12 protein-coding genes are annotated in these 15,158 nt (G+C 75.0%); 3 read left to right on the forward strand and 9 right to left on the reverse strand.

Annotated elements, in window-relative coordinates:
- Positions 1-40 precede the first annotated feature (40 nt).
- Together NI25_RS21700 and NI25_RS21705 are read right to left on the reverse strand one after the other, a co-directional pair.
- Positions 41-718, reverse strand: a complete 678-nt coding sequence (locus NI25_RS21700) for a DUF4255 domain-containing protein (RefSeq protein WP_061444035.1) — start codon at positions 716-718, stop codon at positions 41-43.
- Positions 719-881: 163 nt separating this feature from the next.
- The gene (locus NI25_RS21705; protein WP_206210570.1) at positions 882-1,583 is read right to left on the reverse strand and encodes a helix-turn-helix transcriptional regulator; all 702 of its coding nucleotides are present in this window, start codon (positions 1,581-1,583) and stop codon (positions 882-884) included.
- Between the two features lie 308 nt (positions 1,584-1,891).
- Here NI25_RS21705 and NI25_RS21710 point away from each other — a divergent pair, with 308 nt between their 5' ends.
- On the forward strand, positions 1,892-5,191 hold the full coding sequence (locus NI25_RS21710) for a helix-turn-helix transcriptional regulator (protein WP_061444036.1): 3,300 nt from the start codon (positions 1,892-1,894) through the stop codon (positions 5,189-5,191).
- Positions 5,192-5,218: 27 nt separating this feature from the next.
- Here the strand turns inward: NI25_RS21710 and NI25_RS21715 are convergent, their stop codons facing one another.
- The 4 genes from NI25_RS21715 to NI25_RS21730 all read right to left on the reverse strand — a co-directional run bounded on the left by NI25_RS21715 (position 5,219) and on the right by NI25_RS21730 (position 10,156).
- Positions 5,219-6,100: an aminoglycoside phosphotransferase family protein gene (locus tag NI25_RS21715; protein ID WP_061444037.1), complete on the reverse strand. Its 882-nt coding sequence runs from the start codon at positions 6,098-6,100 to the stop codon at positions 5,219-5,221.
- Between the two features lie 270 nt (positions 6,101-6,370).
- The gene (locus NI25_RS21720) at positions 6,371-7,882 is read right to left on the reverse strand and encodes an MFS transporter (RefSeq protein ID WP_061444038.1); all 1,512 of its coding nucleotides are present in this window, start codon (positions 7,880-7,882) and stop codon (positions 6,371-6,373) included.
- Between the two features lie 79 nt (positions 7,883-7,961).
- Positions 7,962-8,942 carry a zinc-binding dehydrogenase gene (locus NI25_RS21725; RefSeq protein WP_061444039.1) on the reverse strand — a complete coding sequence of 327 codons (981 nt, stop codon included), beginning with the start codon at positions 8,940-8,942 and terminating at the stop codon, positions 7,962-7,964.
- Between the two features lie 53 nt (positions 8,943-8,995).
- Entirely contained in the window at positions 8,996-10,156 is a 1,161-nt protein-coding gene (locus tag NI25_RS21730) for an NAD(P)-binding protein (RefSeq protein ID WP_061444040.1), read from the reverse strand.
- 164 nt (positions 10,157-10,320) lie between these two features.
- Here NI25_RS21730 and NI25_RS21735 point away from each other — a divergent pair, with 164 nt between their 5' ends.
- Positions 10,321-11,034: a pentapeptide repeat-containing protein gene (locus NI25_RS21735; RefSeq protein ID WP_061444041.1), complete on the forward strand. Its 714-nt coding sequence runs from the start codon at positions 10,321-10,323 to the stop codon at positions 11,032-11,034.
- Positions 11,035-11,103: 69 nt separating this feature from the next.
- Here NI25_RS21735 and NI25_RS21740 read toward each other — a convergent pair whose 3' ends face one another.
- The 3 genes from NI25_RS21740 to NI25_RS21750 form a co-directional block, all read right to left on the reverse strand.
- Entirely contained in the window at positions 11,104-11,877 is a 774-nt protein-coding gene (locus tag NI25_RS21740; RefSeq protein ID WP_061444042.1) for a hypothetical protein, read from the reverse strand.
- Positions 11,874-12,419, reverse strand: a complete 546-nt coding sequence (locus NI25_RS21745; RefSeq protein WP_061447024.1) for a hypothetical protein — start codon at positions 12,417-12,419, stop codon at positions 11,874-11,876. The genes NI25_RS21740 and NI25_RS21745 overlap by 4 nt, the downstream gene beginning before the upstream one ends.
- Positions 12,420-12,618: 199 nt before the next feature.
- A complete protein-coding gene (locus NI25_RS21750) occupies positions 12,619-13,119 on the reverse strand; it encodes a hypothetical protein (RefSeq protein WP_061444043.1) in 501 nt (166 codons plus the stop codon).
- Between the two features lie 273 nt (positions 13,120-13,392).
- Between NI25_RS21750 and NI25_RS21755 the strand changes: the two genes are divergently transcribed.
- The gene (locus NI25_RS21755; protein WP_061444044.1) at positions 13,393-15,156 is read left to right on the forward strand and encodes a protein kinase domain-containing protein; all 1,764 of its coding nucleotides are present in this window, start codon (positions 13,393-13,395) and stop codon (positions 15,154-15,156) included.
- Positions 15,157-15,158 lie beyond the last annotated feature (2 nt).

Below are 15,158 nucleotides of genomic sequence, written 5' to 3' on the forward strand. Positions count from 1 at the left end.
GTCGGTGGCGGGGGCACGGGCGTCGCTGATGTCACTGGTGTCACTGCCGTTTCGTACGACCGTCCGGGGTGGCCTTGCGGACGGCGCGCGCGGCCGCCACCTGGTGCGGCCGGTGGGAGCGTCCCTGGGGGAGCGGCGGGTCGCCCTCCATGCCGCCGATCCGGACCGTCGCGCCCTCGGTGACCGGGGGCCCGGCGTCGTACTCGGGGAAGGCCGGGAAGGGCGCGGTCACCACCAGGTCGAGGGACGGCTTCAGCTCGCCGCCCAGGGCGGACCAGATCTCGGCGAGGGACCGGGACTCCGTCTGGATGCCGGCCACGGTCAGCGGCACGGACAGACCCAGCGCGCCCAGTGAGCCGGGGAGTTCGGAAGCCGGCAGCAGCTCGCGAGGCAGCAGGGTCGCCAGGACCGCGGACAGCAGACGGTGTTCGTCCTGCGGGGTCTTCGTCCAGGCCGTCACCAGGTACGACAGCCGGAACCAGCGCGGCGGCTGGCGGCGCTTGACGACGATGTCGTCCTCGTCGCGCACCGACATCTGGCCCCGGTGCCTACGGCTCACGTCCTCGCGGATGTCGTACAAGTAGGTGTTGACCACGGGGGCGTTGCGCCGGGCCGCCCAGTCACGGGTGGGTGCCTCGAAGGCCACGTCGATGCCCGAGTCCGTCAACGCCCCGCTCGTGAGGAGGGTCTTGAGGACCTCGTCCACCTCGTGGATCACGCTCGCGCTCCCGCCTTGCCCGTCCTGGGCATCCGTTGTCCGGGACACCCGTCGTTCGATCGTGCCCCGGGGCACTCCCGGCCGCACGCGCCACGGGGACGGCGGCCGGGCAGCACGCCCTGCCCGTGCGGCCCGAAAGGCCCACGTTCGATTGCCCGTTCGGTCAGATGTAGCCTTCCCGGAGGGCATAGGCCACGGCATGCGCGCGGTTGCGCAGATGGAGCCGCGTGGTGAGGCCGTGCATGACGTTCTTGACGGTGCGTTCGGAGTAGGACAACTTGCCGGCGATTTCTCCGGTGTCGAGACCCTCGGCGACCAGCCGCAGGACGTCCACCTCTCGGGGTGCGAGGCCCAGCGAGGGGGCGCCGGGGCGGCCCGCCGCGCCCCGGTGCAGGGTGCCGACCTGGCTGATCAGCCGGCCCAGCAGGTCCGCGGGCAGGTCGCCGTCGCCGCGCGAGGCGGCCAGTACGGCCTGCACCAGCCGGTGTGCGGTGGCCTCGTGCCGCCAGACGATCGCGCCGACGCCGCACTCGACGACGTCCAGCAGTTCGCTCTCGCGGATCGCGCCGACCACGAGCACGGCGCGCGCTCCCTCGCTGCGCACGATCCGGCGCAGCCGGGTGAGCGCCGGGTCGTCGAGCGCGTCCTCGATGAGCAGGGCCACCGTGCCGGGCCCCGACTCCTCGCGCAGGTCTATCTCCGGGTGCCGGCGCAGCTGGCTGACCGCGCCCTCGCGACTGATCGGGTCCGGAGCGGACACCGCCACCGGCACGCGCCGGTCGACGACGCCGGCGGCCTGGCCGGAACCGCGCGCCGAGGTGGCGGTGGTGATGGATGTGGTGGTGTTCCGGGGTGAGTTGAGCAACCGTTTCCCCCCTCTTCACGTGCCCGCAATACGGCACAGGCCGGTAGCGGATGTGCGTGTTCCACACTTATGGGACTGCTGGGACTTCGCAATCGTGGACCACCACGAGGTACACCACGAGACCTGGGCGCCGACCCCCACAAGGGGCCGCCGGGCAGGTGTCCGGGCAGGCGTCCGGGCTCGCGCGAGGGCGCGGGGGCCCGTGGAAACGGCCGCGCGCCACCGTGACCCGCGCCACTTCGGACCACCGTTCCCCTCGGTGATTCGTCTCACACCCGGGGGAGCACCGTCCACCACAGGAGGCACCGATGACCGGACCGCTCCGTGAACGCGACGACGCGCACGCGCTGTTGGCCGCCGAGATCGAGCGTGCCCGGGCCGGCACCGGCCGCCTCGTCCTGCTGCGCGGCGCCAGCGGCACCGGGCGCACCGCCGTACTGGAGACCGCGGCCCGGCACGCCGAGGACCGGGGCCTGCGGGTGCTGCGCGTGCGCTGCTCGCCCGAGGACACCCCGGTGCCCTTCGCCATGGTCCTCCATCTCCTCGGCCCGGTCCCGGAGTTCACCGACATGGCGCCCGGCGGCGACGACCGGGGCAGCGCGGCCCGGCTGTGGCGGCTGCTGCGCTCGTACGCGGCCGAAGGGCCGGTCCTGGTGGCCGTCGACGACGTCCACCTCGCCGACGACTCCTCGCGCCGCTGGCTGGCGGAGGCGGCCCGGCACGTCGACCGATTACCGGTCCTGCTGGTCGCCACCGAGCGCAGCCAGTACGACATCGACCCGCGGCCCCCCGGACTCACCCAGGCGCTCTCGCCGTCCCTGGTGCGCACCCACACCCTGGCCCCGCTCAGCGACACGGCGGCGGCCGGGCTGGTCCGCGACGCCTTCCCGCACGCGTCCCCGCCCTGGACGCGGGAGGTCGTACGGGCCGGCGCGGGCAGCCCGCTGCTCCTGCACGCCCTCCTGGACGACCTCGGCGGCACCCCGCACCCCGACGGCATCCCGCCCGTGCCGGACAGCTGCGCCGCGCTGTACCCCGGGTCCTACCCGGCGGCCGTCTCCTGGTGGCTGAACAGCGCGGGCCCCGAGACGGCCGACGCGGCCCGCGGCCTCGCCGCCCTGGAACAGGCCTGGCCCGCGGGCCCGCCACCGCGCCGGGGCGCGCTCCGGCATGCCCTCCCGCACCAGCGGACACCGGCATCCGAGCCCGTGCCCCGGCACCCGCACGACGCCCCGGCGGTGCGGTCGCGCCGGCCCGCCGCCACCGCGCCCGGCTGCCGGGACGTGTGGAGCGCGGACGCGGGGGACGCCGGGCGAGACCCGTGGGCAGCGCCGTCGGAGTACGCGCGCGGAACGGACTTCCCGGCGTTCGGCGGGCCGGGCCTGCTGGCGGAACTCGGGGAGCACGGCCCCTACCCGCACCCCACCGAGGCGCAGTACCCGCCGCACCTCACCGAGGCGCAGTACCCGCCGTCCACCACCGAGGTGCCGTACCCGCCGTACCGGGACCCGTACCCGTTCCCGGAGTCCGCCCCGTACGGCGGCCGCCCCGAGCCCGCACCCGGCGGCGCCGGCTACGGCCGCACCGACCCGCCCGCGTCCGCCCCGCACCCGGCGGCGCTCCGGCACGCCCCCCGCCCGCCCGCGGAGCGGGGGACGGCCGGGGCCCCGGTCGGCGTGCTCGCCGAGGCGGTCGGGGCCGACCCCGTGCGGATCGAGGGCTGGCTCGCCGCCATGACGCGGCTCGGTCTGCTGCGTCCCGACGCCGACGGCCGCCCCCGCTACGCGCACCCGCTGCTGCGCGACGCCGTCCTCAGCGGCTGGCCCCGGCCGCGCCGCGAGGCCGTGCACCGGGCGGCCGCGGAAGCGATGCTGCGCCGCGGCGCGCGGGTCGAGGCGGTCGCCCGGCACCTGCTGCGCACCCCGGCAGTCGGCCGGTCCTGGGCGCTGCGCGTCCTGCGCGACGCCGTCACGGTCGCCGTGCACGACGCCCGGCCCGCCGACGCCGTCGGCTATCTGCGCCGGGCCCTGGACGAACCGCTGTCCGACGACCTCCGGCAGCGGCTGCTGACCGAACTGGGCTCCCTGGAGTACGCGTCGGCCGACACCCCGGCCGCCATCGCGCGGCTCGCCGAGGCCCAGAACCTGCCGGCCGAGCCGCGCAACCAGGTGCGTACGGCCGTCGCCCTCGGCACCGCGCTGGCCGGCCGCGGCGAGATCAGTACGGCGATGGAGGTACTGCGCCGCACCGAGGGCCGGCTGGCCGCCCATCCGGGGCTCGCCCGCACGGTGCAGGCCGCCGGCGCGCTGCTGTCCGACGAGGACCCGGCGACCCGGCAGGAGGTGTACCGGTGGCTGTCCGACACCGGCCGGCACTCCCCGGAACTGATCGGCACCGCCGGACAGGCCCTGCTGGTGCGGTACGCGGCGACGGCCGCGCTGATCTCCGCCGACGAGGCGATGACCCGGGTACGGGACCTGCTCGCGCAGCCCACCGACCCGCTCGCCGAACCCTTCCTCCTCGGCACGGCCGCCGCGGTCGCCCAGTGGGCCGACGAACTCGACGAGGCCGAACGGCTCGTGGAACGCGGCCTGGCCGGACAGCACCCCGCCCTGCTGCACCCGATGCGGCACGCGCTGCTCAACACCCGCGCCGACATCGCTGCCTCCCGCGGCGACCACACCCGGCTGCTCACCCTCGCCGCCGACCCCGGACCCGGACCCGGCCCCACCAACCGGGACGCCCACGCCCTGATGGCGCTGGTCCACACCGGCCGCAGCGACGAGGCACTGCGCCTCGCCGACCGTTTCGACCTGCGCGAGGTCCCGGAGAACTGGGAGCTGAACCGCTACCTGTACGCGCGGGGCGTGCTGCGCGCCGCCACCGGCGATCCCATGGGAGCGCTCCACGACTTCCTGGAGTGCGGCCGGCGCCAGTCGGCCCGCGAGGTGGTCAGTCCGGTCGTCACCCCGTGGCGGACCGCCGCCGCCGAGATACGGCTGGCGTTCGGCGGCGGCCCCGAGGCGCTGGCCCTGGCGACGGAGGAGCTGCGGCTGGCCCGGGTGTGGAACACCCCGCGCACCGTGGGCCGCGCCCTGCGGGTGCTGGGCACCGCGACCGGCGGGCGGCGCGGTCTCGAGCTGGCCGAGGAGGCCGTACGGACCCTGCGCGACGCGGCCGTCGACACCGACATGGAGCTGATCCCCGCGCTGCTCGCCCAGGGACGCCAGCTCCTGGACGCGGGCGAACGCGGACGCGCCCGGTCCCGGCTGCGGGAGGCCGCCGACCTGGCCGAACGCAGGGGCGCCCGGCGCTGGCTCCACCTGGCCGGACAGGCGCTGCGCGAGGGCGGCGCACGAGGCCCCGCGGCGACCCGCACCGGCGCCGGCGCGCTGACCGGCAGCGAGCGCCGGATCGCCGAACTGGCCGCCGACGGCCGCACCAACACCGAGATCGCCGAACTCCTCCACCTCGCCCGGCGCACCGTGGAGACCCATCTGACCAGCACCTACCGCAAGCTGCGGATACGGCGCAGGACGGAACTGCCGGGCGCGCTGGAGCGCGGCGGACACCGGGAACGGGAGCCGCACCCGGACACCCGGTGCTGATCACGGGACGGCCGGCGGGCGCGCTCCTCACAGGCCGCGCAGCAGCCGCCCGATCTCCGTCTGCTCGGTCGCCAGCGGGTTGCCGTCCTCGGCGTTCCACAGGCTGTTCTGCAGCACACGGCCGAGGGACCAGGCGCGGGCGCGCTCCCGGTCGAGGCCGAGGACGTCGGTCATGGCGTCGAAACGCCACCGGGTCTCGGCCGGGTCGTAGCGGTTGTGGAGGGCGGGCAGCAGATCGAAGCCGGGGTCGCCGGCCAGCGGCTTGGGGTCGATGGCGAGCCAGGGGGCGCGGTCCGCGGCGAGCACGTTCTCGTAGTGCAGGTCCCAGTGGAGCAGCCGGTCGCCCGGCTCGTCGGCGACCTCCCGCACGGCGGCGGCGCAGTCGGCGACCAGCCGTCGGTCCGCCGGGTCGGGGAGGCGCGCCAGCGTCCCGGGCGTCCGCTCCAGCATGCCCCGCGCCATGTCCCCGAGCCGCCGCACACCGGGCGGCGCGGGCGTCGCGGTGAGGCGGGCGAGCAGCCGGGCGATGACCAGGACGGCCTCGCGGGAGTCCTCGACGTGAACGAGCATCCGGCCGGCGTCCAGCCGCTCCAGGAGCATGGTCCCGGTGGCCGCGTCGTGGTCGAGCAGCCGCACCGCTCCGTCGCCGGCCCACGCCTCCAGCGCGAGGGGCTCGCCCTCGGTCTCCGCGTCGGGGATCTGGAGCTTCAGCACGGCCTCGGTACCGTCCCGGCGCACGACCGGGAGCACCAGCGCCGCCACCCCGTGCATCGCCGGCCCGTCGAGCCGCAGTCCCCACTGCTCCAGGAACCCGGCGGCCAAGTCGGGCAGCCCGTCGACGAACGCACGCCCGGCCGCCCCGTTGTACTTGACCTGCGCAGCCGCGAGCCCTTCCGGAACGTCAATCACCCATCCGACGCTACATGCGCCCCCCCGGCCGCGGGCAGTCGCATCCGCACAGCTGCGGGCAGTCGTGCCTCCCCCAGTGCCTGAACGGCCTGGAGGTACTCCCAGGCGGCACGGGTGGGCGCAACGGCACCCCGCGCCCCCGGGCCGCGCGCCCGTCCCCAGCTCATCCCACGGGCACCCCGCGCCGCCGGGCCGCGCGCCCATCCCCAGCTCACCCCACGGGCACCCCGCGCCCCCGGACCGCCCATCCCCAGCCGCAACCCCGGGGCGTCATCCCACCGGCTCCCGCACCGCCCGGTCCGCCGGCACCCCGTGCTTCGGCGCCTTCGCCGTCACCATCACCCCCGCCACCACGCCCGCCAGCAGCATCACACCGGCCGCCACCCAGATCGCGACCGTGTACCCGTGCACGATCCCCTCCCGCACGATCAGCTCCCGCTGCGCGGGGTCCCTCAGATGCGCCGCGATCCACGACGCACTCGTACTGGTCGCGATCGTGTTGAGCAGCGCCGTACCGATCGAGCCGCCCACCTGCTGCGAGGTGTTGACCGTCGCGGAGGTCACACCGGAGTCCTTGGGGGCGACCCCGGCGGTGGCCGTGGAGAACACCGGCATGAAGGTCAGGCCCATGCCGAGACCCATCAGGAGCAGCGCGGGGAGGATCTCGGTGACGTACTCCGAGTGCACGGTCATCCGCGTCAGGATCACCATGCCGCCGGAGGCGAGGAGCATGCCGGGCACCATCAGCATGCGCGGGCCCACGTGCGGCAGCAGCCGCGCGGAGATCTGGGTGGAGCCCACGACGATCGCGGCGGTCAGCGGCAGGAACGCCAGGCCGGTCCGCACGGGGGAGTAGCCGAGGATGACCTGGAGGTAGTAGGTCATGAACAGGAACAGCCCGAACATGCCGATGACCGCCAGCATCATCGTCAGGAAGCAGCCCGCGCGGTTGCGCTCCCGGATGACGTGCAGCGGCAGCAGCGGCGTCCGCGCCCGGGTCTGCCACCACACGAACGCGGCCAGCAGGACCACGGCCAGGGCGAACAGCGCCAGCACCAGCGGGTCGGTCCAGCCCCGGGGCTGGGCCTCGCTGAAGCCGTAGACGAGGGCGACGAGGCCGCCGCAGCCGAGGATCACGCCGGGCACGTCGAGCCGGGCCTCGGCGTGGCCGGGCCGGTCGTGCAGCAGGGCGAACGCGCCGATCACCGCCACGACCGCGATGGGGATGTTGACGTACAGGCACCAGCGCCAGTTCAGGTACTCGGTGAGCACACCGCCGACGATGAACCCGATCGCGGAGCCGCTGCCGGCCAGCGCGCCGTAGATGCCGAACGCCTTCCCGCGTTCCTTCGGGTCGGTGAAGGTCGTCGTCAGCAGGGACAGCGCGGACGGCGCCAGAACGGCGGCGAAGACGCCCTGGAGGGCGCGCGCCCCGAAGAGCATCACCGACGTGGTGGCGGCGCCGCCGATCGCCGAGGCGGCGGCGAAGCCGATCAGCCCGATGACGAAGGTGCGTTTGCGCCCCACCAGGTCCGCGACCCGCCCGCCGAGCAACAGCAGGCCGCCGAAGGCGAGGGTGTACGCGGTGATCACCCACTGCCGGTTGGCGTCGGACATGTCCAGGTCGCGCTGGGCCGAAGGCAGCGCGATGTTCACGATCGTCGCGTCGAGGACGACCATCAGCTGGGCCAGTGCGATGACGACCAGCCCCCACCAGCGGTGGGGATCGGTCTCCGCGGGCGCGGCGGGTTCCCCTGGCCGACCTGTCCGGGAGCCACTCATTTCGCCAGAAGAACACGATTCGGGACGTGTCGCATCCCGTTGCCCGAGCCGTCGCGCGGATCGGCACGCCGGCCGCCGGTCATGGTTCGAGGACCACCTTCCCGGTCGTCCCCCGGGTCTCCAGGGCGCGGTGCGCGGCGGCGGCGTCGGCGAGCGGGAAGCGCCGCACGGCCGGGACGAGCCGGCCCTCGGCGGCCTCGGCGAGGGCCCGCAGTTCGAGAGTGCGTACCGGGTCGGCACCGCCGGCCTTCTCCGTCATCACCGGTCCGAGGACCTGCTGGGAGACACCGTCCACGAGGTACGGGGCGCCGTCGTGCGGGCCCTCGCCCGACCAGCCGAAGACCAGGTGCCGGCCGCCGGGACCGAGCAGGGCGACCGCCTCGCGCGCCACGTCGCCGCCGACGCCGTCGAAGACGACGGTGGCCGGCCCCCCGCCCAGGTGGGCGCGGACCTTCGCGGGCCACCGCGGCTCCGTGTAGTCGACGGCGAGATCGGCGCCGTTCGCGGTGACCAGCGCGGTCTTCTCCGGACCACCGGCGAGGCCGACCACCGTGGCGCCGGCGTTCTTCGCGTACTGCACCAGCAGTGTGCCGATACCGCCCGCGGCGGCCGTGACCACGGCCACGGAACCGGGGCCGAGGTCGGCGAACTGCAGGATCCCCATCGTCGTACGCCCCGTGCCGATCATGGCGACGGCCTCGGCGAAGTCCAGGTTCGCGGGGATCTCGTGCAGGCGGGCGAGATCGGTGACGGCGAGCTCGGCGTAACCGCCGGGGGCGAAGCCGAGGTGGGCGACGACGCGCCTGCCCAGCCAGCTCGCCGGCGTGCCCGCTCCGAGGGCGTCCACGACGCCGGCGACCTCGCGGCCCGGGATCGTGGGCAGCTCGGGAAGCGCGGGCGCCGGACCCTGAACGCCCTCGCGCAGGGCGGTGTCCAGCAGGTGGACGCCCGCCGCACGGACGGCGATCCGGACCTGGCCGGGGCCCGGCGCCGGGTCCTCGACCTCGTCCAGGACGAGGTTCCCGGCCGGGCCGAAGGCGTGCAGTCGGATGGCGTGCATGGCTGAACCCCCAGGGTGGCGAGCGGTGCTGTCGCGGACCCCACTGAACGACCTCAAGCCTGCTTGAGGTCAAGCTCGCGCCGCCCGAGGGCGAGGGAGACCGCGGTCAGGGCGCTGTTGAAGGAGACCTCGGAGAGCAGACCGGGGGAGGCGACCTGGTCGCCGGCGAGGTAGACGCCGTCGCCGCGGTCGACGGCCGGCCGGTCGCGCCAGGTGCTGCCGGGCGGGTCGACGGCGCCGGTACGGCCGTTCGCGACCGCCTCGCGCCGCCAGGTCAGCCGCTCGCGCCAGCCGGGGAAGCCGAGGTCGAGCAACTGCTCGGCGCGGGCGGTGCCGTCGGCCTTCGACTCGTGCGGTGCGATGGGCACCTGCCCCTGGATGAGCTGCTCGCCCGCCGGTGCGAGCGTGCGGTCCTGCGCGGTGAACCGCTCGATCCACCCCGGCGCGTCCAGGTCGGAGACGGCGAAGGCGTCGCCGCGCCGGGTCCGCACGGCCAGGTCGACCAGCGTGGTGCGGCCGCTCGGCCAGGTCAGCGCCGGGTCGTCCAGCAGACGGCGGGCCGCGTCGAGGGAGGTGGCGACGATCACGGGGGTGTCGGTGGGGAGCGTGTCGACGCGCGAGAGCGTCTCCATCCGGACGCCGAGGTTCCAGGCCAGGGCGGCCATCCGGTCCACGACCCCGGACCAGCCGCCGCGCGGATAGTGCGCCTCGGGCGGCAGCTTGGCGGCCCGCCGCAGCCGCTCCTGCACGAAGGCGGCCGACAGCGAGCCCGGATCGTGGTGGAAGAGGGCGACGGCGCAGTAGTGGGCGGCGGCCCGCGCGCCCTCCTCGCCCGCGATCCCGGTGGCCCAGGTCAGGAAGTCGGTGTCGACCGGGGCCGGTCCGACTCCCCGGCGCAGCAGCTTCAGCATGGCGAACGGCGGGGTGCGGCGCAGCGCCCCCTTGTGGCGCAGCCGCAGCCGGGCCGCTTCCAGCGGCGGGATCGGCGCCAGCGGGCCGATCAGGTCGCGCCGGCGCAGCCACGCCCAGTGCGGGCCGCCGTTGTAGAGGGCGTGCGGGCCGTCGTTGGTCCGGTAGGGGCCGTCGGCGGTCCGGGCACGCCCGCCGAGTGTGTGGTGGGCCTCGTGGACGGTGACCTTGGCGCCCGCCTCGGCGGCGGTGATGGCCGCGGTCAGTCCGGCGAAGCCGCCGCCGATCACGGTGATGCGATGCATGGCTCGGGTTCTCCCTCGGGTCGGGGTCGCGGTCGGGTCGCCTGGCGCGGCGCCTGTCCGCCCGTACGACGGTCGCGGGGGCGCGGGATGTGACATACGGCCGGGAGAAGAAGTGTTTTCGCAGGTCGGAGTTGGTTGTCAGTGGCGGGGTGCAGCATGGGCCCATGGCGAGGAGAACGGCGCGGACGACGGGCACGGCGGGCGGGCGCGGCACGACGGCGGTACGGGCGGCGAGACGCCCGGAGCTGCGGCTGCCGCCGCTCACGCCGTTCGAGGACGACGGGGGACTGGAGCCCGACGGGGACTACGACGCGCTGGACTTCCGGGAGACGGACCTCACCGGCCAGGACGGCGCGGGCGCCCGTTTCATGGACTGCGCGCTGACCGGCTGCGCGCTGGACGAGGCCTCGCTGCCCCGCGCCCGGCTGCTCGACACCCGCCTCACCGGCGTCCGGGGCGTGGGCACGAACCTCGCGGAGGCGACCCTGCGCGACGTCGAGCTGCTCGACGCCCGCCTCGGCGGCACCCAGTTGCACGGCGCCGTGCTGGAACGGGTCCTGATCCGCGGCGGCAAGATCGACTACCTCAATCTGCGCCGGGCGCGCCTCAAGGACGTCGTCTTCGAGAGCTGCGTCCTGGTCGAACCGGACTTCGGGGGCGCCCGTCTGGAGCGGGTCGGGTTCGTCGACTGCGCCCTGAAGCAGGCCGACCTCAGCGCGGCCACCCTCACCGACGTGGACCTGCGGGGCGCCGCTCCGCTGGAGCTGTTCCGCGGCGTGGACCGCCTCTCGGGCGCGGTGATCAGCCCCGCCCAGCTCCTCGACCTGGCCCCGGTGCTGGCGGCGGAGCTGGGGGTGCGGGTGCTGGCGGAGGGGTAGGGCCTCCCGGCCCCGCCGGCGCGGTGGAGGGGCCGTCCGGGGCCGAGGGGCCGTGCGGGGCCGGGCCGCTCAGCCGGCTGGTGTGTGCCGTGTCGCCTCGCGTGCCTCGGCGAGGGCCTGCTTCCTGAGGGCGCCGCCGAACAACTGCATCGTGGCGGCGGCCAGGACGTCCTCCCTGCCGATGGTCCGCCCGTCCCCGCTGCGGGTGGACCAGGCCCCGAGGGAGTCCTTGGGGAACGGGGCCGGATCCGGGGCCGGTCCGTCCGGCGTCACCAGCGCGACCGCACCGAAGCGTTTGACCCCGCCCTCGCGGACGACCATGGCCGCGTCCCGGGCGAGGCCCGTCAGGAACACGCTCGCGATTCCGTCCAGGTCGCGGACCATCACCGGGACGGCCGTCACTCCCCGGCTCCGCAGCAGCTTCCTCACCCCGGCCTCGAACCTGTGGGCGCCGGCCACGGCACTCGGTCTGCGCGACCGGCTGCGCCTGGAAGGGGGCTCCAAGGCACCCTGGGCGTCGTACAGGCCGCCGTCCAGGCGTCGAAACGTCGGGCTGTGGGCGTACCACTTGTCGCCCACCTCCAGTTCGACGTTCCGGCCGATCGCCGTGAGAAGGTCCCGCGGCAGCAGCTTCTTCCGGGCCTCCTCCGCCGCCGCTCCGCGGGCGCCGTCGATGATCTCCGTCAGCACGGTCCGCGTCACCGACGCGGCGGCCTGCGCGGCCGCCCGGGAGACGTGCATCGAGGTCACGTCCCTGAACACCGTTCTGACGAGAGAGGGCTTGAACGGCGGGACGTCCGGAACCGTCCGGGCCCGCCGCCGGGTCACTGCCTGCACTGTCACTCCTGTACGTCCCGTACGTCCTGTCTGGCGGCGGATGCCGCCCCCGCCACCGTCCAGACCGCCATGCCCCACAGGCTGAGCGCGCAGACGACGCCCACCACGAAGCGAACGGTCCCGTCCGAGCCGTCCGTGAGCCACACGACCAGTCCCGCCGCCCCGGCCAGGGTCAACAGGGCCGCCGGCACCCGCAGCCGGGGCTGCTCGAACACCGCCGCGAGCGGGAGGAAGTGCAGCCCGACGACGGTCGCGACCAGCGGAGGAATGAGTGCCGGCGCCCCGGCGCGAGCGCACACCACCGCTGTGACGACGATCAGCAGCCACTGAAGAGCGTTGATCTGGTTGAACCGCCGGCGTCGGTCGGCGGGGAACGGGCCCCCTGCCGACGGGGGCAGGAAACGGCGCGCGGCGAGCATCAGCCCCAGGGCGACGGCACAGCCGGCCACGACCTCGGCCAGTCGCGCCGTGCCGTCGAACCCGCTCATGGCCAGCAGCCACCAGCCGAGCCCGAACAACGCGAGGAACCCCACCCCTGACTTGAACATGATCGACACCCTAGGCGGAAGGGGCCCGTTCAGTCCCAGCACCTGTCGATCCGCCCGGCGAAGTCGTCGTACCCGACTCGAAGGCGCGGACCGCCGGCCGGTTCCCCGGACCGGTGTCCGCGGTGACGCGTTCGGCGCGGGCAGGCGATCACGAAGCGCTTTTGCGCGCGCTGCCGCCGGTCGCGCCGGGCCGTGGCGTTCAGGGCACTCGTGGGAAGCGGGCCTGGAGGGACCAGATCGCCGGGTTGTCCGCCAGGTCCTCGTGCAGGTCGGTGAGGTCGGCGAGCAGGTCGTGCAGGAAGTCCCGGGCCTCCCGGCGCAGTTCGGTGTGGGAGAAGGACAGCGGGGGTTCGGACGCCGGTACCCATTCCGCCTCGATGTCGACCCAGCCGAAGCGGCGCTCGAAGAGCAGGCGGTCGGCGGACTCGGTGAAGTCCAGCTCCGCCCGCTGCGGCCGGGCGGCCCGGGAGCCGGCCGGGTCCCGGTCGACCTGCTCCACGATGTCGCACAGCGCCCACGCGAAGTCGAGCACCGGCACCCATCCCCAGGCCGTGGACAGCTCCCGGTCCGCCTTGGTGTCGGCGAGGTACACGTCCCCGCAGAACAGGTCGTGCCGCAGGGCGTGGACGTCCGCGCGCCGGTAGTCCGTCTGGGGCGGGTCCGGGAAGCGGGTGGAGAGGGCGTAGCCGATGTCGAGCACGCAGGAGATGGTGTCACGGACAGCGGCGGCGGGACGGACGGGTGCGCGTCGGCGGACGCGGATCCGTCCGGCCCCCGGGCGTGCCCGCGCTCCGTCTCCGCCACCGGGCGGCCGCGCACCCGGCCCGCTGCCGCCGCCGCGGGCGGCGGTCCGGCTCGGGCGGTGAAGGGCCCAACTGCACCTGGAGTACCGGCTTTTCCCCCCGTCACCCCGGTCTCTATCCTCGTCCCCAATCCCGGCGTGCAAGGTGTCGTCGGGGGAGAGGAAGCAAGCATGGACGGGTTGAAGCCGGACGATCCCGAACGGATCGGCAGGTACCGGTTGCTCGGCAGGCTCGGTGAGGGCGGCATGGGCCGGGTGTATCTGGCGCGCTCCGACCGGGGCCGGACGGTGGCCGTCAAGACCGTCCGTGAGGAACTGGCCCGCATGCCGGACTTCCGGCGGCGCTTCGCGCAGGAGGTGAAGGCGGCGCAGCGCGTCGGCGGTGAGTGGACCGCGCCGGTGCTGGACGCCGACACCGAGGCGGCCACCCCCTGGGTCGCCACCGGGTACGTCGCCGGGCCCTCGCTCGCCGAGGTCGTCGACCGGCAGTACGGGCCGCTGCCCTCCCCCACCTTGCGGGTACTGGCGGCGGGACTGGCGAGGGCGCTTCAGACGATCCACGGCGCCGGCCTCGTCCACCGTGACCTCAAGCCCTCCAACGTCCTGGTGACGATCGACGGCCCCCGGGTCATCGACTTCGGCATCGCCCGCGCCCTGGACGCCTCCACGCAGTCCGCCGAGGGGCTCACCAAGGCCGGTGCCGTCGTCGGGTCGCCCGGCTTCATGTCCCCCGAGCAGGTGCGCGGGGAGAAGGTGTCGTACGCGAGTGACGTCTTCTGTCTCGGCGCCGTGCTCGCCTACGCGGCGACGGGCCGGATGCCCTTCGGCACCGACGAGGGCGGGCTGCACTCGCTGCTCTTCCGCATCGCGGCCGAGGAGGCGGACCTGACCGGGGTTCCCGAACCCTGGCAGGGCGTCGTCTCGGCCTGCCTGGCGAAGGAGCCCGAGAAGCGCCCCACCCCCGAAGAGCTGTTGACGTCGATCGAGGACATGGCGGGCGAGGACGGCGCCCCGGGCGGTGCCTGGCTGCCCGGCGAGGTGCTCGCGGAGCTGGGCCGGCACGCCGTGCAGCTCCTGGACAGCGAGGACCCGGAGGACCGGGTGCCGGCCGGGGCGGCTTCCGCCGCGGGTTTCGGGCCGCCGCCCGCCGCGTACGGTCCGGCGACGCCCCCGTGGCAGGGCCCTTCGCCGCTCGGCGCGGGACCCGGGGCCGTCCGGCCGTCGCCGTACTCCACCCCGGCCCCGGTGGCGGCGCGCGTCGCCCCGTCGCCGTACGCCCCGCCGCCCGCCCGCCCGGCGAAGGGGCTGGCCACGGCGCTGAACGTCTTGCTCATCCTGTTCGCCGTGCCGGTGCTGTTCGAGTTCAACGTCCTCATGGCCGTCCACGACGAGCTCGACGGGCGGCCCGGTTCGTCGTCCCCCAGGGGCATCGACGGCTTCAGGGCGCTGCAGGTGACGGGTTTCGTGGCCGAGGGCCTGGGCCTGCTGGTGCTGCTCGCGGCGGCGACCGTGTGGGTGTGCTGGTTCCGCCGGATGAGGCAGAACGCCGAGGCGTTCGCGCCGGGCCGCATCCGCTACAAGCCGGGCCTGGCGGTGGGCGCCTGGTTCATCCCCGTCGGCAACTTCTTCCTGCCCAAGCAGATCGCCAACGACATCTGGACGGCGACGACCGGACGTCCGGCGGGAGCCGGACGGTGGCTGGTGCACACCTGGTGGTGGCTCTGGGTGCTCCACCTCGCGACGGAACTGAGCGCCTACCGGACCTGGGACGAGGAGAAGACCGCGGACGACGCCATGGGGACCGTCATCAGCGCCCTGGGCGGCGATGTCGTCGCCGTCGTGAGCACCGTGTTCGCCGTGCTCTTCGTCTCCCGGCTCACCAGGCTCCAGGGGGAGCGCGCCGAGGGGAGCGTCGGGGCCGCCCGGGTCCGCTGAGG

Origin of the sequence: Streptomyces sp. CCM_MD2014 (genome assembly GCF_000772045.1) — a bacterium.
Lineage (GTDB): Bacteria > Actinomycetota > Actinomycetes > Streptomycetales > Streptomycetaceae > Streptomyces > Streptomyces salinarius.